General features: G+C 71.4%; 17 protein-coding genes. 10 read left to right on the forward strand and 7 right to left on the reverse strand.

Features of this window, described 5'->3' with window-relative positions:
* Window positions 1-2 precede the first annotated feature (2 nt).
* The 3 genes from ACQPXB_RS15500 to fabG form a co-directional block, all read right to left on the reverse strand.
* On the reverse strand, window positions 3-1,028 hold the full coding sequence (locus ACQPXB_RS15500; protein ID WP_386951687.1) for a phosphotransferase family protein: 1,026 nt from the start codon (window positions 1,026-1,028) through the stop codon (window positions 3-5).
* Window positions 1,029-1,159: 131 nt separating this feature from the next.
* Window positions 1,160-1,612, reverse strand: coding sequence for a MaoC family dehydratase (locus tag ACQPXB_RS15505; protein WP_366586184.1), 453 nt, complete (start codon window positions 1,610-1,612; stop codon window positions 1,160-1,162).
* Window positions 1,613-1,617: 5 nt separating this feature from the next.
* A complete protein-coding gene (gene fabG, locus ACQPXB_RS15510) occupies window positions 1,618-2,379 on the reverse strand; it encodes a 3-oxoacyl-ACP reductase FabG (RefSeq protein ID WP_366586182.1) in 762 nt (253 codons plus the stop codon).
* A 231-nt stretch (window positions 2,380-2,610) separates the two neighbouring features.
* On the opposite strand from fabG, the gene ACQPXB_RS15515 reads away from it, so the two are divergent.
* The 5 genes from ACQPXB_RS15515 (at window position 2,611) to ACQPXB_RS15535 (ending at window position 8,151) form a co-directional block, all read left to right on the forward strand.
* Window positions 2,611-3,384, forward strand: coding sequence for a LuxR C-terminal-related transcriptional regulator (locus ACQPXB_RS15515; protein ID WP_366586180.1), 774 nt, complete (start codon window positions 2,611-2,613; stop codon window positions 3,382-3,384).
* 5 nt (window positions 3,385-3,389) lie between these two features.
* A complete protein-coding gene (locus tag ACQPXB_RS15520; RefSeq protein ID WP_432852513.1) occupies window positions 3,390-4,013 on the forward strand; it encodes a TetR/AcrR family transcriptional regulator in 624 nt (207 codons plus the stop codon).
* A 136-nt stretch (window positions 4,014-4,149) separates the two neighbouring features.
* Window positions 4,150-5,367, forward strand: coding sequence for an acyl-CoA dehydrogenase family protein (locus ACQPXB_RS15525; protein ID WP_386951696.1), 1,218 nt, complete (start codon window positions 4,150-4,152; stop codon window positions 5,365-5,367).
* Window positions 5,368-5,405: 38 nt separating this feature from the next.
* Window positions 5,406-7,337 carry an AMP-binding protein gene (locus ACQPXB_RS15530; RefSeq protein WP_386951699.1) on the forward strand — a complete coding sequence of 644 codons (1,932 nt, stop codon included), beginning with the start codon at window positions 5,406-5,408 and terminating at the stop codon, window positions 7,335-7,337.
* 421 nt (window positions 7,338-7,758) lie between these two features.
* Window positions 7,759-8,151, forward strand: coding sequence for a hypothetical protein (locus tag ACQPXB_RS15535; protein WP_366586296.1), 393 nt, complete (start codon window positions 7,759-7,761; stop codon window positions 8,149-8,151).
* Window positions 8,152-8,164: 13 nt separating this feature from the next.
* Here ACQPXB_RS15535 and ACQPXB_RS15540 read toward each other — a convergent pair whose 3' ends face one another.
* Window positions 8,165-8,830: a DUF998 domain-containing protein gene (locus tag ACQPXB_RS15540; protein WP_432852522.1), complete on the reverse strand. Its 666-nt coding sequence runs from the start codon at window positions 8,828-8,830 to the stop codon at window positions 8,165-8,167.
* A gap of 204 nt (window positions 8,831-9,034) precedes the next feature.
* On the opposite strand from ACQPXB_RS15540, the gene ACQPXB_RS15545 reads away from it, so the two are divergent.
* The gene (locus ACQPXB_RS15545; RefSeq protein WP_432856658.1) at window positions 9,035-11,491 is read left to right on the forward strand and encodes a M14 family zinc carboxypeptidase; all 2,457 of its coding nucleotides are present in this window, start codon (window positions 9,035-9,037) and stop codon (window positions 11,489-11,491) included.
* 49 nt (window positions 11,492-11,540) lie between these two features.
* On the opposite strand, the gene ACQPXB_RS15550 is transcribed toward ACQPXB_RS15545, so the two are convergent.
* Complete coding sequence (locus ACQPXB_RS15550) at window positions 11,541-12,146, reverse strand: LysE family translocator (protein ID WP_432852525.1); 606 nt, start codon at window positions 12,144-12,146, stop codon at window positions 11,541-11,543.
* Between the two features lie 264 nt (window positions 12,147-12,410).
* Window positions 12,411-13,508 (reverse strand): J domain-containing protein, encoded by a 1,098-nt coding sequence (locus ACQPXB_RS15555; protein WP_432852528.1) that lies wholly within the window; start codon window positions 13,506-13,508, stop codon window positions 12,411-12,413.
* Window positions 13,509-13,733: 225 nt separating this feature from the next.
* On the opposite strand from ACQPXB_RS15555, the gene ACQPXB_RS15560 reads away from it, so the two are divergent.
* Window positions 13,734-14,360 carry a TetR/AcrR family transcriptional regulator gene (locus tag ACQPXB_RS15560; RefSeq protein ID WP_432852531.1) on the forward strand — a complete coding sequence of 209 codons (627 nt, stop codon included), beginning with the start codon at window positions 13,734-13,736 and terminating at the stop codon, window positions 14,358-14,360.
* 3 nt (window positions 14,361-14,363) lie between these two features.
* Here the strand turns inward: ACQPXB_RS15560 and ACQPXB_RS15565 are convergent, their stop codons facing one another.
* The gene (locus ACQPXB_RS15565; RefSeq protein ID WP_432852534.1) at window positions 14,364-15,002 is read right to left on the reverse strand and encodes an ROK family protein; all 639 of its coding nucleotides are present in this window, start codon (window positions 15,000-15,002) and stop codon (window positions 14,364-14,366) included.
* Window positions 15,003-15,446: 444 nt separating this feature from the next.
* On the opposite strand from ACQPXB_RS15565, the gene ACQPXB_RS15570 reads away from it, so the two are divergent.
* Genes ACQPXB_RS15570 through ACQPXB_RS15580 form a run of 3 tightly spaced genes read left to right on the forward strand, consistent with a single transcriptional unit; the run spans window position 15,447 to window position 20,694 of the window.
* Entirely contained in the window at window positions 15,447-16,901 is a 1,455-nt protein-coding gene (locus ACQPXB_RS15570) for an APC family permease (RefSeq protein WP_432852537.1), read from the forward strand.
* The gene (locus tag ACQPXB_RS15575) at window positions 16,898-19,807 is read left to right on the forward strand and encodes a glycosyl hydrolase 2 galactose-binding domain-containing protein (RefSeq protein ID WP_432852540.1); all 2,910 of its coding nucleotides are present in this window, start codon (window positions 16,898-16,900) and stop codon (window positions 19,805-19,807) included. The genes ACQPXB_RS15570 and ACQPXB_RS15575 overlap by 4 nt, the downstream gene beginning before the upstream one ends.
* A complete protein-coding gene (locus tag ACQPXB_RS15580) occupies window positions 19,804-20,694 on the forward strand; it encodes an ROK family protein (RefSeq protein WP_432852543.1) in 891 nt (296 codons plus the stop codon). The genes ACQPXB_RS15575 and ACQPXB_RS15580 overlap by 4 nt, the downstream gene beginning before the upstream one ends.
* The last annotated feature ends 21 nt before the right edge of the window (window positions 20,695-20,715 follow it).

Genomic DNA, 20,715 nt, shown 5'->3' on the forward strand with positions numbered 1-20,715 from the left:
GACTACTTCTCCTCTTTGAGCGTCTCGTAGCCGTGCGAGACGAGCGGGGCCACGGCGTCGCCGATGCCCTCGAACCCGGACCCGACGGTCTGGCCCTTGCTGTAGCGGAAGTAGATGCCTTCCAGGATCACTGCGAGCTTGAAGAACGCGAAGCTCACGTACCAGTTGAGCGCCGACACGTCGCGGCCGGAGCGCTCGGCGTAGCGGGCGACGACCTCGTCGGGGCTCGGGTAGCCCGGCGCCGAGCTCGCGTTGGACACCATCTGCAGCGACACCTTGTCGCGCTCGGCGTAGGCCACCATCAGCGCGAGGTCGGTGAGCGGGTCGCCGAGGGTGGACATCTCCCAGTCGAGCACCGCGGTGATGCGGTCGTCGCCGTCCACGAGCACGTTGTCGAGCCGGTAGTCGCCGTGCACGATCGTGGCCGGGCCCGACGTCGGCAGCTTCGCGGCGAGGCTGTCGTGCAGCTCGTCGGCGCCGGGCAGCTCGCGGCTGCGGGAGCCGTCGAGCTGCTTCTTCCAGCGCCGCAGCTGGCGTTCGAGGAAGCCGTCGGGCCGGCCGAAGTCGCCGAGCCCCACCGCTTGCGGGTCCACGGCGTGCAGGTCGACGAGCGTGTCCACGAGCCGGAACCCGATCTCGCGCGTGCGCTCGGTGCCCAGCTTCTCGAGCTCGGAATCGGTGCGGTACGGCGTGCCGGCCACGAACTCCATCACGTAGAACTGCGCGCCGAGCACGTCGGCGTCCTGGCACAGCACGACGGTGCCCGGCACCGGGACCGCCGTGCCGGCCAGGCCGGAGATCACCTTGAACTCGCGCGCCATGTCGTGCGCCGTCGGCAGCACGTGCCCGAGCGGCGGCCGGCGGACGACCCAGCGGTGCGTGCCGTCGCCCACGATGTAGGTGAGGTTCGAGCGGCCGCCCTGCACCACCTCGGCGGTCAGCTCGCCGGTGACCAGGCCGGGCCGCTGCTCGTCGAGGTAGGCGCGCAGGCGGGCCAGGTCGAGTCCTGGCGGGTCGGACGGGGTCATCGGGCCTCCTCGGGGGTCACCGGGCCACGCTACCGACTAGTCGGTATGTCGTACAGCCACCGGCCCGGGTGTCCCCGGGCCGGGTGCCTTTCGCGTGGTCAGGCGGGTTGTCGGGCGGTGTCGTGGGTGGTTCAGGCGATCATGCGGGCGACGAACTCGGCGACGCAGGCCGGCTTGGCCTCGCCGTCGATCTCGACGGTCCACCGCACCACAGCCTGCTTGCCACCGGGCACGTCTGTCACCTCGAGCAGGTCCGCGCTGCCGCGCACCTTCGCCCCGACCTTCACCGGCTGCGGGAACCGCACCTTGTTGAGGCCGTAGTTGATGCCCATCTTCAGGCCGTCGACGCGGTAGACCTGCGAGCCGAAGTGCGGCAGCAGCGAAAGCGTGAGGAACCCGTGGGCGATCGTGGTGCCGAACGGTCCAGCCGCGGCCTTCTCGGTGTCGAGGTGGATCCACTGGTGGTCGTCGGTGGCGTCGGCGAACTGCTGCACCCGCTCCTGCGTGACGGTGAGCCACTCGCTCTCGCCGAGGTGCTCGCCCGCCGCGGCGGCGAACTCGTCGACGTTCGTGAACACGCGCATGGCCATCAGTCCTTCGGTCCGCCGGCGACGTAGATGACCTGGCCCGAGACGAAGCCCGCGCCCTCGCTCACCAGGAACGAGGTCACGTTCGCGATGTCGTCCGGCGTGCCCACGCGCTGCACGGGGATCTGCGACGCCGCCGCCTTCTTGAAGTCCTCGAAGTCCATGCCGAGACGCTCGGCCGTGGCCGCGGTCATGTCCGTGGCGATGAAGCCCGGCGCGATCGCGTTCGCGGTGACGCCGAACTTGCCCAGCTCGATGGCGAGGGTCTTCGTGAAGCCCTGCATGCCGGCCTTGGCGGCGGAGTAGTTGACCTGGCCGCGGTTGCCCAGCGCCGAAGTGCTGGACAGGTTCACGATCCGGCCCCACTTCTCCTGCGTCTGGTACTTCTGCACGGCACGCGTCATGAGGAACGAGCCCTTGAGGTGCACGCCGAGCACCGAGTCCCAGTCGTTCTCGGTCATCTTGAACAGCAGGTTGTCGCGCGTGATGCCGGCGTTGTTGACCAGCACGGTCGGCGCGCCGAGCTCCTCGGCGACACGGGTGACGGCGGCCTCGACCTGGTCGGCGTCGCTGACGTCCAGCGAGACGCCGACGGCCCGGCCACCCTCGGCCACGATCGCCTCGGCCCCGGCCTTCACCGCGGACTCGTCGAGGTCCAGCAGGCCGACGGCGAACCCGTCGGCGGCGAGGCGCCGAGCGACGGCGGCACCGATGCCGCGGCCGGCTCCCGTCACGATGGCAACCCGGGCGGGGGAATCGGTCACGAGGACCCTCCTCATCGTTGAGAAACAGCGATCGGGCACGCACTCTGCCCGGCTAAGCGATTGCTTAGGCGAAGATACCCGGGGGCCCTTCGGCAGGCCACTGTGACCGGCCTCATTTTCGCCCGGTCGGGGCGGGGTTCCCGGCCTCCGGATTTCAAGGCTCGACTAGAAATTCCAGGACCCCCTGCGTAAAGTGACCTGGGTCTCAGCACGTGGCGGAAGGAGGCGCGGATGTCGACGGCGACACCGCGAGCCCGCGTCGACGGGGTGCTTCGCGCCGTCCGGGCGCTCGAGCCCGTGGACGTCGCGTTCGCCGCGCGGGTGGACCGGGGCACGGGCACGTTCGTGCTCGACCGGTTCGACGGGGCGCGCACCGATTTGCTGCGCAACCTGGTCATTCCCCGGGGCGAGGGGGTCGGCGGCCGGTGCATCGCGCTGGAGCGGCCGGTGTTCGTCCGGGACTACGTGGCGGCCAAGGGCATCACGCACCGGTTCGACGGCGCTGTGGCGGGGGAGGGCCTGAGTGCGATGTTCGCCGTGCCCGTGAAGACCGACGGCGTGGTGCGCGACGTCGTGTACGGCGCGGCGCGCACGTCGGTGGAGTTCGGTGAGGGCCTGATCGACCGGGCGGTCGACCTCGTGAAGCGCTCTGCCGTGGAAGAACCGACGAGCCCGCCGCGGCGTTCGGCCGGCGACATCGCCGCCGAGCTCGAGGACATCGCGGCCGCCGTCACCGACCCCGAGGTGCGTCGGCGGCTCCGTGAGCTGGGCGCAAGCCTGTCCGGGAAGCCGGCGGAGGACGACCTGCCGATCCGGCTCTCGCCGCGTGAGCTGGACGTGCTCACGGCCGTCGCGATGGGCCACGCCAACGTGGACGTCGCCCGGCGGCTCGGCCTCACCGTGCAGACCGTGAAGTCGTACCTGAAGAGCGCGATGGCCAAATTGGACAGTCACACCCGCGGCGAAGCCGTCTACCGCGCGCGGATGGCCGGCTTGCTACCGTGACCGCGGTGGGGAGCCTGACGGCCGGCGGGGCCGGAGAAGCACCGGTGACCCGGGCCGAGCGCAAGCGGGCCGAACGGGTGGCGCGGCTCGAACGCGCCGCGGCGCGGGTGTTCGCCCTCCACGGCTACGAAGGCGCGAACTTCGACCTCATCGCGGCCGAGCTGGACCTGCGCGGCGCCAGCCTCTACTACTACGTCTCGTCGAAGGAAGAGCTCTTCCTGCGCTGCCTGCGCCAGTCGGCGGCCGACGTGTCCGCCCGGCTGCGCGCGATCGTCGAGGCCGAACCCGAGCCGCGGGAACGGCTGCGGCGGCTGTTCCGCGAACAGGTGCTGATCGAGGTCCGCGACTACCCCGAGTACGTCCCGCTGTTCTTCAAAGCGCGCGTGAGCGTCCCCGCGCTGCAGGAAGCCGTCCTGAGTCTGCGGCGCGAGCACGCGACGGTGTTCGAGGAAACGGCGCTGGAGCTCCGCACGGACCCGCGGAAAGCGCGGCTGTGCCTGGAAATCGCGTACGGCACGCTGGCCTACCTGCCCGATTGGTACGACCCGGCCGGTGAGGTGGGTCCCGCGGAGCTGGCGGACGAGCTGGCCGAACTGCTCGTCGCGCCGTTCCTCAGCACGGGCGGCTGACCACCCCCACTCGTGGGTATCCGCGCGACCGCGCCGCACCTACCGTTGGTCCGGATGGCCCAGTCCCCGGCTGGGCCCGACGATCCCGTGCTCCCGCCGCCCCGAGGCGGGGACCCCCGAGAACAGGTGATGCCGAATGACCGCGACCACCACGAACTCCGTGCGGGGTGGCCAGCTCGCCGACCACGGGTACGAGCTGCCCTGGGCCTTCACCCCCGAGCACCTGCAGTGGCGCGACACCGTGCGGGAGTTCACCGCCGAAGTGGTGGCGCCCGAGGCTTCCCGGCGCAGCATCGAGTCGAAGTTCGACGCGGACCTGGTCCGCGCGGCGGGGCGGCTCGGGGTCTTCGGCCTGATGGTGCCGGCCGAGTTCGGCGGCGCCGGCGCCGACCTGCGCACGCTCTGCCTGACGATCGAGGAACTGGCCACAGTGGACTCTTCGCTGGCGGTCACCGTGCACGTCCAGGCGATCTGTGCCGCGCTGCTGGCCCATTTGGCCCAGGACCGGCCCGAGCTGTGCCGCGAGATCCTGCCCTCGGCCGCCACCGGCGAGACGTTCGTCTCCATCGGCCTCACCGAGCCGTCGGGCGGGTCGGACGCCGGCAACATCAGCACCGTCGCGCGCCAGGACGGCGACGGCTGGATCATCAACGGCGCCAAGCAGTTCATCACGAACTCCGGCACCCCGTTCTCGCGCTACGTGATCCTGCTCGCCGCGGTCGGCGAGGACGAGCGCGGCCGGCCGCCGGTCTCGGCGTTCCTCGTGCCGCTCGACGCGCCGGGCGTCACCGTCGGCAAGGGGTACCCGAAGCTGGGCTGGCGCTCCTCCGACACGCACCCGCTGTTCTTCGACGACGTCCGCGTGCCGGGCGACGCGCTGCTGTCCGAACCGGGCCGCGGTTACCGCGACGCGCTGGAGTTCCTCACCTGGGCGCGGCTGCCGATCGCCGCGATGAGCGCCGGGCTCGCCCGCGGCTGCCTGGCCGACACCCTGCGCTTCGTCACCGAGCGCACGTCGTTCGGCAAGCAGCTGGGCCACCACCAGGCCGTGGCGTTCCAGACCGCGGACATCGCCGCGCTCGCCGCCACTGCCCGCACCCTCACGTACGACGGCGCGTGGAAGTACGATCACGGCTTGTCGATCAGGGAGGCCGCCGCCACGGCGAAGCTGGTCGCGTCGGAAGCCGCGAACAAGGCCGCCTACCTGGCGACCCAGCTGCAGGGAGGCTACGGCTTCATCGAAGAGACGGCCGCGACCCGCCACCACCAGGACGCCCGCATCCTCACCATCGGCGAGGGCACGTCCGAAGTGCAGCGGATGCTGATCGCGCGTTCACTGGGGCTGGCCGTCTGAGCAGGTGCCGATCGATCGAACACACAAGGGAGTGTGCCGTGGCCGACAGTGTGGAACAGCTGATCTCCGTTCCGTTGCAGGAACTTCCGGACCGGTGGCGCTCGGCGAGCCGGGCCGAGGAGATCGCGCAGGCGCGGGCGCTGCACGACCGCGACCCGGACGAGTACTGGGCCTGGGCCGCGGGCAAGCAGCGGTGGATGCGGCCGTGGGACGAGGTCCGCAGCGGTGACCTGCCCGAGTTCCGCTACTTCACGGGCGGGCTGCTCAACGTCGCCGACAACTGCGTCGACCGCTGGGCCGAGGACCCCGCGACGGCCGACCGCGCCGCCGTGGTGTGGGAGGGCGAGCCGGGGGACACCCGCACGGTGACCTACGCCGAGCTCGCCCGCGAGACCTCGGCGCTGGCGGCGGGGCTGCTGGAGCTGGGCGTCGGCAAGGGCGACGTGGTCGCGATCTACCTGCCGAACCTGGTCGAGGCCTTCACGGCCATCCACGCGTGCAACCGGATCGGCGCGATCTACACGGTGCTGTTCTCCGGCTTCGGCAAGGACGCCGTGGCCGCGCGGCTCAAGGTCTCCGGCGCGAAGGCCGTGGTGGTCGCCGACGCGTCCTACCGGCGCGGGAAGCTCGTGCCGCTGCTGGAGACCCTGCGCACGGCCCGGCCGGGCCTGCCCGACCTCGGCCACGTCGTGGTGCTCGACCGCACCGGCCGCGACCTGCCGCTCGAAGCCGGTGAGGTCTCCTACGCCGACCTCGTCGCCCGGCACCCCGAAGGCACGCCGGCCGTGCCGCTGGAGGCGAACGACCCGGCGTTCCTGATCTTCACCAGCGGCACGGAGTCGACGCCGAAGGGCGTGGTGCACTCGGTCGCCGGGTTCCTGGTCGGCACGTGGGCCAACGCCTACTGGCAGGCCGGCCTCGAACAAGGCGACGTGTACTGGGTGGCCGCCGACGTCGGCTGGCTGACCTTCCCGATCCAGGCCGTGATCGGCGGGCTGGCGTGCGGGACCACGATCGCGTGTTACGAAGGCGCGCTCGACACCCCGACGAAGGAACGGTTCTACGAGTTCTGCGAACGCCACGAGGTCACGCAGGTGCTGGCCGCGCCGACCGTGCTGCGGATGCTGCGCTCGTTCGGCGAGGACCTGTGCGCCGCGCACCCGTTGCCGCACCTCAAGCTGATCACCGTGCAGGGCGAGCCGCTCGACGCCGAGACGTTCACCTGGGGCACCGCGCACCTCGACGTGCCGATCGTGAACGCCTACGGCCAGACCGAGACGGGCTCCACCTGGACCTACCCGGTGACCGGCGTCGACGCGCTGAAGGCGGGCTCCGCCGGGCGCCCGCTGCCCGGCCACCACTGCGAGATCGTGGACGACGACGGCGAGCCGGTTCCCCCCGGTACCAAGGGAAACCTGGTGATCACCCGCCCGTTCCCGACGCTGGCCCGCACGGTGTGGGGCGACCACGAGCGGTACCTGTCGGCGTACTTCACCCAGTACCCCGGCAAGTACAACACCAAGGACGAAGCCGTCCTCGACGACGACGGCCACCTGTGGGTGCTCGGCCGCGCCGACGACGTCATCAACGTCGCCGCGCACCGCATCTCCACGATGGAGATCGAGGGCGTCGTGACCGCCCACGAGCGCGTCGCCGAGGCCGCCGTGGTCGGCGTGCCCGACCCGACCAAGGGCACCGTCCCCATCGCCTTCGTCACCCTCCTGGCCGGCGCCGACGCCGACTCCGTGTCGGCCGAGCTGATCCGCCGCGTCGGCGACGAACTCGGCGGCTACGCGCGGCTGGCCAAGGTCTACCCCGTCACGGCCCTGCCCAAGACCCGCACGGGCAAAACCATGCGCCGCCTCCTGCGCGACGTCCTCGTCGAGGGCGCCCCGCGCGGCGACACCAGCGCGATGGAAGACCCGGGCGCCCTGGACGCCGTGCTGACGGCGGTGTCCGCCGCCCGCTGACCCTCCCGTCCCGCGAAGCCGCCACCCCGTTCCCGGCGGCGCGTCCGGTTCGCCCGGAGCGTGCGCCGGGCGGGGTGGCGCGGCTGCCGAGGGCGGTCGTCCGGCCGGTTGAAGCGGGGTCCACTCCCACCTGCGGGCCACGTTCGCAGGCCCGGTCGGCCGCTGGGTATGACCGGCCGACCGGGGGCTCGCGCCAGGGCTGCCGGCGATTCTGCGGCGCGACCGATCGCCGGGGGAAGAAGCGCGACCCGCCGGTGGCAGCCCGGGGCCGTGCGCTGCGGCGGCGTCGGCCGATCAAGCTCTCCTGGCGACGGCCGCGGCAACCGGCGGCGCGTCCGGTTCGCCCGGAGCGTGCGCCGGGCGGGGCGGCACGGCTGACCGATAAGCTGGCGCCGTGGCCGAGGGGCGAGAGGTGTCGACCGTGACGATCTGGAACGACGTGATCAGTTTCGTGCGCCTGCGGTACGAGGTGCTCGAGGACCACGACGGCTGGCTGCGCTTCCGCCTGCCCACCGAGGACGGCCGGAGCCAGCAGGCGACCGTTCACCTGCTGCCCGACCACGGTGGGGTGGCGTGGGCCGAGCTGTCCTCGCCCGTCGGCTGGGCCGACCGCGTGGACCTGCGCCGGCTGCTGGAGCTCGTCGGCGAGTCCGGGGTCGGCGGGGCGGCCGTGGTCGACGGCGTGGCGCTGATCAAGCACGCCGTGCCGCTCGCCTCGCTGGACATCGAGGACGAGCTGGACCGGCCGCTGCGTGCCCTCGTGGCCCGTGCCGACCAGCTCGAACACGAGCTCGGGCAGGGCGACGAGTTCTGATCGTCGGCCCGCCTCAGCTCGGGACGCCGGCCGGTTTCTTCGCGCGCACCGGCGCCGCCAGCACCGCCAGCGCGACCAGCTCCGTGAGCGCCATCCCGCGTTCGACCAGGCCGAGCGGGATGAGCAGCCACCAGCGTTCGTCGTTGACCGCGGCGACCGCCACGGCGCCGAGGATGATCGCCAGCCACCCCAGCGACAGCACGGAGAGCAGCCGCGCGGCGAACCGGCGGCGTGGCGAATGGGGGAACGTCGTGCGCGCGGCCACGAGGATGGCCAGCGGCAGGCAGACGAACGCGACCACGCTGGCCACCCGGTGCAGCGTGCCGCCCGCGGCGCCGCCGGTGGCCGTGGCCCAGTTGGTCTTCGGGAACGCCACGATCACGAGCAAGCCGATCGTCCACAGTGCACCGAACACGGCCGAGACCACGGGCAACCGCCGTTGCAGCCGCAGCACGGCGAGCGTCACGGCGGAGCCCACGGCCACCAGCACCACCGCGAGGTCGAACACCCACTTGTTGTCCGACAGCCCGTACTCGCTGATGGTCCGGCTGGTCACGCTGATCTCGTCGGTGGGCGGCACCAGTTGCAGGAGCAGGACCAGCGCGGCGCCGATCGCGAACGCGGCGATGCCGGCGATCGACAGCAGAGCGGGGCGGCGGTCCTCGGCGAGGGCGGTCATCCTTCGAGATTAGCCAGGACGGGTATGTGCCCGCTGTGAGTGGATGATCCCGTACTTCCGAAGGTTACCCGGGGCGTTTTGCGTCGATATGGTCGTTCGCTGCCGGAGCGTCCCTGCTCCCGGCTCGGCCCTGGGAGGTCCGCGAACGTGGGGAATTCACCGCTTTCATCCAGACTCTCACTCAGAAGATCCAGACCGTGGGTTCTGCTGGCCACGGCCGGCGTCCTGGCGGGGACGTTCGTCGCCCTGCCGACGTCGGCCACGGCCGCGCAGAACGTGGTGCACGCCGACCGCTCGGTCGTGCGGTCGTGTTTCGCCGCGCTCCAGCCGCCCGGCGCGGCCGGCACCGACCGCCGCGAGGTCGTCTCGACGGTCGACGGCCTGGTCCAGGCCCGTCTGGCGCCGGGTGCCGGCGCCGAGGGCGACTGGGACCTCGCCGTGTTCGACAAGGCCACCGGGGCGCTCGTCGCGGCCTCGGCGGCCTTGCGCAGCCACGAGCTCGCCGAGAGCTTCGTGAAGAAGGGCCAGCAGCTCGTGATCCAGAGCTGCCGGTACGCGGGCAACGCCAAGGAGGCGAAACTCGGCGTCGACTTCCTCGCGCTGACCCCGCAGGGCACCCCGACCGGATCCGCCGCGCCGGCCCAGCGCGCCGAGCTCGTCCGCGTGCACACGCCTTCGCGCGCGGACAAGAACAAGCTCCTCGGACTCGGCCTCGACGTCACCGAAAAGGGTGACGCCACGGGCGTCGAGGTCGTGCTCGCCGGCGACGCCGACCGCCGCACGCTCGCCGCGAGCGGGCTGAAGTCCACCGTCGTCGAGCCGGACCTGTCGGCGAAGTCGATCCGCGACGCGAAAACCGACCGCGAGTACGCCGCGAAGACGGCGTCCTCGGTGCTGCCGTCCGGCCGCACGAGCTACCGCCACCTGTACGACTACGAGTACGAGATGAAGGAGCTCGCGCGCAAGAACCCCAAGCTGGTCAAGGCGTTCACGCTGCCGGAGCCGACGTGGGAGGGCCGTGACGTCGTCGGGCTCGAGATCGCCACGGACGTCGCGAACACCGCCGACGGCAAGCCCGTCGACTTCACCATGGGCGTCCACCACGCGCGCGAATGGCCGGCCGGTGAGACCACGATGGAGTGGGCGTACCAGCTGATCAACGGCTACGCCCACGACACCACGATCCGCGGGCTGGTCGGCAAGACGCGCAACATCATCGTGCCGATCGTGAACCCGGACGGGTTCTCGATCTCCCGCGAGGCCGAACCCCGTGGTGATTTCTCGCGATTCGACTACGAGATGAAGCGAAAGAATTGCAACGCCGCCGATTCGCCGCCGCAGTTCGCCACCGGCGTCTGCAAGGCGAACCCGGGCGGCGCGCAGCGCGGCACCGACCCGAACCGCAACTATGCCGGCTTCTGGGGCGGCGGGGGAGCGGGCCTGTCGTGGAGCAGTGAGACGTTCCGCGGTTCGGCGCCGTTCAGCGAGCCGGAGTCGCGCAACATCCGTTCGGTCGTGTCGTCGCGGCAGGTGACGAACCTGATCACCTTCCACACCAACGCGGCGCTCGTGCTGCGCCCGCCGGGCGTCGCCGACGTGCGGCCGCCGCTCGAGGACCCGGTGTACAAGGCGCTGGGCGACAAGCTGGCCTCCCACAACGGTTACACGAGCGAACCGAGCTGGGCGCTGTACGACACCACCGGCACCACGGAGGACTGGTCGTACTGGGCCACCGGCGGCTGGGGCTTCACGATCGAGATCGGCGGCGCCGGGTTCCACACGCCGTACGAGGTCGGGGTCGTCGCCGAGTACGCGGGCCTGGCCCCGTCGACCGGTGCCGGCAAGGGTGGCAACAGCGGTGCGCTGCTGGAAATGCTGCGCAACACCGCCGACCCGGCCGCGCACTCGACGCTCATCGGCACGGCGCCGAAGGGCTACCAGCTCAAGCTGCACAAGACGTTCCAGACCCCGACGTCCCCCGTGCTGCAGCCGGACGGCTCCACCAAGCCGCCCGTGTACGTGACCGACGACCTCAACTCCACCTACACCTCGACCGGCGGCCGCTTCGCGTGGTCGGTGAACCCGTCGACGCGGCCGTACGTCGCGGGCCGCTACGGGCGTGACCCGCAGGGCCCGGCGCAGGCCGGGTACGCCGTGGCGAACCCGGCGGGCGTGCCGCCGATCAACGAGTCGTACCCGGACAACCCGGCGTCGGAGAGCTTCACGTTCCACGTCGACGGGTTGCCCAAGGTGGACAACGGGAAGTTCAGCGTGGACGTGAACTGGGCGAACCCGGACACCGACTGGGACCTGTACGTGTACGACGCCGCCGGCAACGCCGTGACGTCGTCGGCCAACGGCGGCACCACCTCGGAGCACGCCGTGCTGTTCGACCCGCCCGCCGGTGACTACCGCGCGGTGCTGGTGAACTACGCCCAGGCCGACCCGGCCCAGGTGGACGACTGGACCGGTGGCGTGTCGTTCGCGTCGCCGGTGCCGCCGACGTACGGGCCGAAGGAGGCCTACCAGCTGACCTGCGCCAATGCGAAGGGCAAGCTGGCGGGCATCGCGGACGTGTACCTCGACCGCGGCCAGACCATCGACGTCGGCGAGATCTGCACCAACTCGGCGCGCGCGGCGAAGAACCGCTCGCACGGCTGAGTTTTCCGGTCCGTGAAGGGCTCCGTCTCGGGGCCCTTCACGGGCTTTCTCAGCCGGTGACGGCCAACGCGACCCCGAGCACCACGAGCACCACCCCGACCACCCGGTTGAGCACCGGCCGCGCCCGGTCGTACCAGCGTTGCGTGGCGGGGGAGGAGAACAGCAGCGCCACGGACAGGTGCCACGTCGCCGACGCCAGGACGATGAGCCCGATCGCCGCCGCCTTCGTCGCCGTGGGCTCGGTCGGCGGCAGCGTGGCCGTCAGCACGCTCCCGAAGAACACCGCGGCCTTGGGGTTGGTGACGTTGCTCAGCATCCCCTGCCCGAACGCGTTCTTGCGCTCCGGCAGCGGCTCCTGGTCGGGTGCCCGCGCTTTCCACCACAGCCTGATCCCCAGCCACGCCAGGTAAAGCCCGCACACGATCCGCAACGCGGTCGCCAGCCACGGCGTCGCGGCGAGCAGCGCGCCCAACCCGAACACGGCGACCGTCGCCAACAGCCCACCCGCCACCACGACCCCGGCCGCCACGGCCACCGCCGCCCGGCGCGACCCGGCCGCGGCGGTGTGCGCGATGAGCACGAAGTTCGGCCCCGGCGTCACCGCCGCGGGCGCGTAGACGAGCAGGACGGTGCCCAGGGTGGCCGCGGTGTTCACCTGGTCATCCTCCCGCGTGGGCGCGGGCCGCCGGACGACGGGCGGGGACGGCCGGGACCACGGTGCCGCGTGGGCTGCTCGGCTCGTGCCTTCCGGCACCGGCGAGGAGCGGCGGTGCCGGGCGGTTTCACTCCCGCGGGTCGGCTCGGAGTCGGGTCGAGCTTTGCCGCTTCGCCCGTGCGAGCCGAGTGGCGAGGCCGCGGCGGTGCAACCACCGCGCGGGCGCGCGAGGCGTAGGCAGGATCTCTCGGCGCCCTCGCTCGCCTACGCGGCCCGCCCGCTTCCCACGACCTGGCCCCGCACCGTTCGCAGTGCGTTGTGGTCCACAGTAGACGGTTCCGCCGAGAGCCAGCCGCCGATTTCGTGCAGGAACTGTTCCGGCGTCATGGGCGCGGCGGGGTCCAGGGTGGGGTCGGAGTCGGCCGTGGTGATGGCGCCGGCGCGGCTGGGGTAGACGATCATGGCGCCGCGCAGGGCGATGCCGGGGAGGAGGTCGCGGTAGGAGTCGAGGCTTTCGGCCAGGCGGGAGCCGCCGCCGCGGAAGGGGCGGCCGTTGCGCAGGAGGCGGCCGTCGTCGGCGGTTTCGTAGTGGCCGGGGAGCCACTGTTTCGACTCGATGAGCACGAGGCGTTTGCCGCACAGCACGGCGTGGTCGACGTCGGCGAAGACGGAGCCCGGCCAGGCGAGACCGTGGAAGATGCGGGCGGCGGGCAGCCGCGTCAGGTAGCGCTCGAGGAGGTCGGCGGTGAGGCGTTCGGCGAGCTCGTCGGCTTCCACGCCGGGGCTGCCGAACACCGAGCCGCCGCCGAACTCCGCGGCGAACTCGCTGCGGGCGCGCCGCGCGGCGAGGTAGCCGCGGGCCAGGCGCTGCACCAGCAGCGCCGTGGCGGCCGTGAGCGCGAGCCACACGATGAGCACCGGCGGCGTGAAGTCCACGCCCAGCACCAGTGGCGCCAGCACCAGCACCATCCCGGTGACGGCCGCGACCACCGGCGTGTGCCCGGGGCCGTGTCGCCGCCCGTGGCGCACGCGCGGGTCCTGCGCCGCGAACTCCCACCACTCGAGCTCGTCCGGCTCCAGGTCCAGCGGCTCGGGCACGAACCCGGGCTCCTCGCTGAACCGGCGGCGCTTCGGCTTCGCGGGCAGGCGCGCGTGCACGGTCGGGATGCCGGCGTCGTACGCAGCGCGAGCGCGGGGATCACTCAGCGTGTCGTAGGCCTCGCGCAGCAGCTGGAACGTGCCGACGGTGCCGCCCGCGTCGGGGTGCAGCGTCTTCGCCAGCCTGCGGTAGGCAGCCTTGATCTCCGTGGGCGACGCCGTCTTCCCCACGCCGAGCACCGCGTAGTAGTCGACTTCGGGCACGTTCGCGTTCCACCTCCGAATGGCTGCCGCGCAACGATATGGGGTCGGTGATCGCGATCGGCAACCGCCTCCGCGGCGCGCCGGGGTGAACCCCGTTCATCGTCAGGCGCCGGTGACCACAGTGGACAGTGCGGACCCCGTGCTGGCTGCGCACTGTCGCTCGATCGGGTTCCGGTGCGTGATCTACGCCGTAGACTCGCGGGTCCACGGTGCAGACTGCGCGGGGTGCGCAGACTCAAGACCGCCCGGCGGTCCGAGATCGTGGGCGCGGCACTGGAGCTGGCGGCCGAACGCGGCCTGCCCGCCCTGTCGATGCGCGGCGTCGCCGCCCGGCTCGGCCTCACACCCATGGCGCTGTACGGCTACTTCCGCAGCAAGGACGACCTCCTCGACGGCATCGCCGCCCACCTGCTCACCCTGCTGCCCACTCCCGCCCCGGACCTCGCCCCCTTCACCCGGGTGCGTGAACTGGCCACGGGCGCGCGGGCGGTCGCGCGCGAGCACCCCGCCGTGGCCGGCCTTCTGTTCACCCGTCCGGCGGCGAGCGAGCAGTCGCTGCTCCCGGCCGAACGCGTGTACCAGGCGCTGCTGGATGCGGGCGTGCCCGAAAACGAAGTCCCACGCCTGGAACGCCTGCTGTCCACGTTCGTCTTCGGCCACGTCCTCTCGGAGGTCGAAGGCCGCTTCGCCGCGAGCACCCGCCTCGCCCGCTCGCGCCGCGTCGAGCTCGGCCCCGCGGACCTGCCCGCCCACCACCGGCTCGGCTCGCTGCCGCACCGCGTCGACTGCGACGCCGAGTTCGTGAAGGACCTCGAAGACCTGCTGACGATCGTCGAAGCCGCCGCGCGGTGACGCTCAGGCTTGCGCGGCCGTCCGCCGCGGCTCGCGCCGTTCGAAGACCATCTCCCGCGCCGTGCCGAGTGCCGTCGTCACCGCGCCCGCCAGCACGGCCTCCGGCCCCAGCTGCCCGGCGACGATCTCCGGCGCGAACGGCGTCGTCGCGGCCAAGGCACGCCGCATCGGCCCGGCGAGCAGCGCCGCGTTGCTCCCGATGCCACCGCCCAGCACGATGAGCCCGGGGTCGACCGCGGCAGACCGGAATACCTCCCGAGCACTCCGCGCGGTCGACCCCAGCGCGCGGGCCCGCGCGACGATCGCGTGCGCCGAAGCGACGTCCTCCATCGGCCCGGGCCGGTGAGCGCGCGCCCCGGAGGCACGGGCGCCCGCCGGCAGGTCCGCGATCTCGCCCGCCGCGCCGTGCGCGCCCCGGAACAGCTTCCCGCCGACCAGCACGCCCATCCCGATGCCGGTGCCCACCGTGAGGCACACCAGCACGTCCACCCCCAGTGCCGCGCCCAGCGCGTGCTCGCCGACCGCGCACAGGTTCGCATCGTTCTCCACGACGAGGTCCGAACCGTGTGCGCACAGCCGTTCGGCCAGCGAGTGCAGCAGCCGTCGCCGACCGTCCGGACCAGCGCGCTGCCCGACCGGCACCGGTTCGGCTCGTCGAGCCGCGCGACGATGCTCCCGTCCAGATCGGCCACGGCCACGCGGATCGAACGCCGGCCGATGTCCACGCCCACGACGTGCCCGGCCTCGGGTGCCACCCGGTACACGACGGCGGCGCGCCCCGGCCCCGACGGGCTGTGGCCGGTGGCCCGGACCAATCCGCACTGCTCCAGATCGAGCAGCGCCTGGCCCACCGTCGGCTTCGAAAGCCCGGTGTCGGCGGCGATCCCGGGCCGCGTGGCCGCACCGCCGGCGCGCAACCGGTCCAGCACCAGCCGCTGGTTCAGCTCGCGCATGTTCGCCGGTGTGCCCACCCGCGGTCCCGCCATGCTCACCCCTCGCCGTTTCCACAACTTTACGAACGCGGCCCTTCCGACCCCGCAAATCTTATGTTAAGAAGCCTTACTAACTATTGGACGGAGGCGCGACGTGAGCTCACCCACCCGTTCGGGGGCTTCCGGAACGGCGGATCTTCCACGGACCGGTCTCGAACGCAAGATCGGGCCGCTGCAGGCGACCGCGATCAACATGACGCAGATGTGCGGGATCGGCCCGTTCGTGACCATCCCGGCGATGGTCGCCACGATGGGCGGCCCGCAGGCGATGTTCGGCTGGATCATCGGCGCGATCATCGCCCTGGCCGACGGCCTGGTCTGGGCCGAGCTCGGCGCCGCGCTGCCCGGCGCCGGCGGCACCTACATCTACCTCCGCGAAGCCTTCCAGTACCGCACCGGGCGGCTGATGCCGTTCCTGTTCGCCTGGAGCGCCGTGCTGTTCATCCCGCTGATCATGTCCACGGGCATCATCGGCCTCGTCCAGTACCTCGGCTACCTCATCCCGGGCGTGGTGGACGACGGCGGCGTGACGCCGCTGGGCAAGATCATCGGCATCGCGATCGTCGTGGTGATCGTGCTGGCGCTGTTCCGGCGCATCGGCCAGATCAGCAAGCTCACCACCGTCCTGTTCGTGATCATGCTGTTCGCCGTGCTGACCGTGATCGTCGCGGCCTTCTCGCACTTCAGCGGCGGCCAGGCGTTCGCCTTCACCCCCGGCGCGTTCGGCTCGGGCGGCGCCTTCTGGGGCGGCCTCGGCGCCGGCCTCGTCATCGCCATCTACGACTACCTCGGCTACAACACCAGCGCCTACCTCGGCGGTGAGGTCCGCAACCCGGGCCGCACGATCCCGCGGTCGATCATCTTCTCGATCCTCGGCATCATGGCGCTCTACTTCCTGCTGCAGGTCGGCGTGCTCGGCTCGATCCCGCTCGACGAGCTGAAGAACGCGACGTCGGTCGCCTCCACCGTGCTGGAGCAGGCGTGGGGCACGGTCACCGCGAAGGTGATCACCGTCTTCATCGTCATCGCCGCCATCGGCTCCGTCTTCGCCGGCCTGCTCGGCGGCTCGCGCGTGCCGTTCGAAGCCGCGCGCGACAAGGTGTTCCTGCCGGTGTTCGCCAAGCTGCACCCGAAGCTGAACCTGCCCACCGCCGGCGTGCTGACGATGGGCGTGATCACCGCGATCGGCTCGCTGTTCACCCTGACCGACGTGATCAACGCGGCCGTGACCGTGCTCGTGATCATCCAGTCGCTGGCGCAGGTCGCCGCGATCTGGGTGCTGCGCCGCCGCCAGCCGACGCTGAAGCGGCCGTACCGCCAGTTCCTCTACCCGATCCCGACGATCATCGCGCTCGCCGGCTGGGTGTACATCTACATCTCCGCCACGACGCTCTCGATCGTCCTTTCCGTGGCGTGGATCGTGCTCGGCGTCGTCGCGTTCCTGATTTACGCAGCGGCGGAGAAGACGTGGCCGTTCGGGCCGAAGGAGATCCGCGAGGAGTTCGTCCTCGCGCAGCAGCAGCCGACCGAAGAGGGGCTTGAGGCATGAGGAAACCGCTCGTCGCCGGGATCGCGGCGGCCGCCGCGCTGATCCTGGTCCCGGGGGTGGTGAGCGCGACGGCGTCGGCCCAGGCGCCCGCCGCGTCGCCCCAGCACCACGCTCCGCGTGAGCAGGGGCTGTCCACGATCGGCACGTCGGGCTGGCAGGTGCTCACCACCGCGAGCGTGAAGGACGGCGGTGACCGCGTCTCGCAGCCCGGGTACTCGACGAAGGGCTGGCTGCCGGTCAAGGCCGACGACGCGGGCGCGCCGGGCACCGAGATCAACGCGCTGGTGCAGAACGGCAAGTGCCCGGACGTCTTCTACTCCGACAACATGCGCAAGTGCTTCGGGTACGTCGACAAGCTCGGCCCCGTGACCACGAAGCCGTTCTCCGACCCGTGGTGGTACCGCACGGACTTCGACCCCGGTTTCGCCAAGGGCAAGAACGGCAAGCTCACGATCCCGGGCATCGTCGGCGAGGGCGACGTGTGGGTCAACGGCACGCTGGTGGCGGGCAAGGATGTGGTGAGCGGCGCGTTCGCCGGCCACACCTTCGACGTGACCAAGCTGCTGAAGCCGGGCAAGAACACGCTGGCGATCAAGGTCTACCCGAACAACCCGCTCACGATGTACACGCTCGACCAGGTCGACTGGGGCCAGATCCCGCCGGACAACGACACCGGCATCCAGTACCCGCCGACCCTGCAGCTGTCCGACGCGCTCACCGGCGACAACGCCCACGTGGTGCAGGACAACGCCGCCGACCTGTCCACCTCCTCGCTGACGGTGAAGGTCGACGTCACCAACAACGCCGGCTCGGCGCAGACCGGTGACGTCACGGCCACGGTGAACCCGCCGTCGGGCGCGCCCATCGTGGTGAAGCAGAGCGTGAAGGTGGCGGCGCACGCCAAGCAGACGGTGACGTTCACGCCGGCGAAGTTCGCGGCGCTGAAGATCCGCAAGCCGCAGGTGTGGTGGCCGTACTCGATGGGCGCGCAGCCGCTGTACACTTTGGACACCTCGGTGAGCCAGGGCGGCGTCGTGTCCACGTCCTCTTCGGACACCTTCGGTATCCGCACGGTGACCTCGAAGCTCGTCGGCAAGTCGGCGCCGCTGCCGCAGGGCTCGCGGCTGTTCGCCGTGAACGGCAAGGACTTCGTGTTCCGCGGCGGCGGTTTCGCGCCGGACCTGTTCCTGCGCTACGACAAGGCCGACACCGCGCACCAGATCGCGCTGATCAAGAACATGGGCCTGTCCGGCGTGCGGCTCGAGGGCCACGACATGCCGCAGGACTTCTACGATCAGGCCGACCGCGCGGGCCTGCTGGTGATCGGCGGCTTCCTGTGCTGCGACGCCTGGCAGCCCGAGGACGCCTCGAAGCTCACCGATCGCGACTACCGGATCATGCACGACTCCGCGTACTCGATCGCGCAGCGCGAGCGCAACCACCCGAGCGTCTTCAACTACGGCTGGAGCGACAACGAACCCGTCGCTCGGCAGGAGTCCGAGACGCTCGCCGCGTTCTCCGAAGCCGATTTCCAGGTGCCGGTGATCGCTTCGGCGGAGTACAAGAGCACCCCGACGCTCGGTGTCTCCGGTGAGAAGGAAGGCCCGTACGACTGGGTCCCGCCGGCCTACTGGTACGACACGTCGCACTTCGACTCCGGTGACTCCAGCCGGACCAACGCCGGTGGTTCGTGGGGCTTCGCGAGCGAGCAGAGCGCCGGGCACACCGTGCCCACTTTGGACTCCATCAAGCGGTTCCTCTCGCCCGAGGAGCAGGCGAAGCTGTGGCAGGACCCGGCGTACAACCAGTACCACGCCAACTTCGAGCCTGACCACGGCGGTTACGCCTTCGGCACGCTGTACACGTTGGACAACTCCATCACCCAGCGCTACGGCAAGTGGAACTCGCTGGAGTCCTATGTGGAGTCCGCGCAGGTCGCGAACTACGAGAACACCCGGTCGCAGTTCGAGTCGTTCATCGCGCACTCGACGGACAAGGACAACCCGTCGACCGGGGTCGTGTACTGGCAGCTGAACAAGGGCTGGCCGACGCTGCTGTGGTCGCTCTACAACGACGACGGTGACCAGCCGGGCGCGTTCTTCGGCGCGAAGAAGGCCAACGAGCCGCTGCACGCGATCTACGGCTATGACAACGGTTCCGTGGCCTTGGCCAACCTGGGCGGCGGTACGCAGTCCGGTGTTTCGGTGCAGGCCAAGGTGTACGACACCGCGGGCAAGGTGCTCGACGACCAGACGGCGAAGAACGTGTCGCTGAACTCGCAGGGTGCCGTCACCGGGCTGCTCAAGCCGAAGGTGCCGGCCGAGACGAAGCCGCCGGCCAAGGCGCAGGTGTACTTCGTGGAGCTGCAGGTGAAGCAGGGCGCGAAGGTCGTGGACCGCAACGTCTACTGGCTCTCCACGCAGAAGGACGTCGTCGACTGGAACAAGACCCTGGGCGAGCCGCAGGCCACGCTCAGCCAGTACAGCGACATGTCCGCGCTGCGTGAGCTGCCGAAGGCGCAGATCGGTGTCGAGAGCTCGACCAAGCGCGTGGCGGGTCCGGACGGGGCCGACACGGCGACCACGGTGACGGTGACCAACACGTCGAAGACGCCGGCTGTCGGGTTCTTCCTCCGCGCCGACGTCCGCCGGGGCACCGCTTCCGGTGGTGTCGCGTCCGGCGACAGCCAGCTCGCCGCGGCGACGTGGGACGACAACGACATCACGCTGTGGCCCGGCGAGTCGCAGACGCTGACGGTGACCTACAAGGCCGCGGACCTGCACGGCGCACCCGCCGTGATCACGGTCGACGGCTTCAACACCGGCAACGTGGTGGTGCCCGCTTCGCGCGGTCACCACGGCGGCTACGCCGTCCGTCCGCCGGCGATCGAGGGGACTCGCGAGTGATCCTGGGTATCGACTTCGGCGGCACGAAAGTGGCGCTGGGGCTTGCTGACGACGCCGGAACCCTGCTGGCGACGCGCCGGCTGGACACCGACGCCGAGGCGGGGGCCGAGCAGGTGGTGACGCGCGCGCTCGCCGGGGCCAAGGCTCTGGTGGCCGACGAGGGCGCGCGCGTCGACTCGGTCGGTGTCGTCAGCCCCGGGATCGTCCTGGAGGACCGGATCCTGCTCGCGCCCAACGTGCCCGGGTGGGAACAGCTGCACCTGCATTCGCTGGTCGCGGCCGAGTTCGGCGGCGTCCCCATCGCCACCGGCACGGACGCCAAGGCGGCCGCCCTGGCGGAATGGGAGTTCGGCACCCTCGCGGGCGCCGACCCGGCGGTGTTCCTCTCGCTGGGCACCGGCATCGCCGCCGCGGTCCTGGTCGGCGGTGTCGTGCTGACCGGCGCCAACGGGGCCGCGGGCGAGATCGGCTACAACCTGCTCGCGCCCCAGGACACCGACGGCTTCGCCAGCGGCTCGGCGCCGCTGGAGGAGGCCGTCGGCGGGCGCGGGCTGGGCCGCCGGGCCGCGGAGCTGCTGGGCCGTCCGGTGACGGCGGCTTCGTTGTTCGAGCTGGCTCGGGAGAACACGCAGGCGAAGGAACTGGTCACCTCGGCGTTGGACGAGTTGTCCATGCACGTCGCCAATCTGGCCATCGCGTTCGATCCTTCGCGGATCGCCGTGGGCGGCGGGCTGGTCCGCTCGGCCGACGTGCTGCTGCCGGCTTTGCGTGACCGCTTGGCCGGGGCGGTGCCGTTCCCGCCGGAACTGGTGGCGGCGCGGTTCGACCAGGACGCGTCGCTGCTCGGCGCGGTGGCTCTGGCCATGCGGCTGAGTACCGGGGGATAGCTGCCCGAAGGTGCGCCGGTG

The organism is Amycolatopsis sp. CA-161197 (genome assembly GCF_050942255.1).
Classification (GTDB): Bacteria; Actinomycetota; Actinomycetes; order Mycobacteriales; family Pseudonocardiaceae; genus Amycolatopsis.

Coding starts and splice junctions, on each gene's coding strand:
- ACQPXB_RS15500 (WP_386951687.1), bottom strand. CDS start 1,028: ATGACCCCGTCCGACCCGCCAGGACTCGACCTGGCCCGCCTGCGCGCC.
- ACQPXB_RS15505 (WP_366586184.1), bottom strand. CDS start 1,612: ATGCGCGTGTTCACGAACGTCGACGAGTTCGCCGCCGCGGCGGGCGAG.
- ACQPXB_RS15515 (WP_366586180.1), top strand. CDS start 2,611: ATGTCGACGGCGACACCGCGAGCCCGCGTCGACGGGGTGCTTCGCGCC.
- ACQPXB_RS15525 (WP_386951696.1), top strand. CDS start 4,150: ATGACCGCGACCACCACGAACTCCGTGCGGGGTGGCCAGCTCGCCGAC.
- ACQPXB_RS15540 (WP_432852522.1), bottom strand. CDS start 8,830: ATGACCGCCCTCGCCGAGGACCGCCGCCCCGCTCTGCTGTCGATCGCC.
- ACQPXB_RS15575 (WP_432852540.1), top strand. CDS start 16,898: ATGAGGAAACCGCTCGTCGCCGGGATCGCGGCGGCCGCCGCGCTGATC.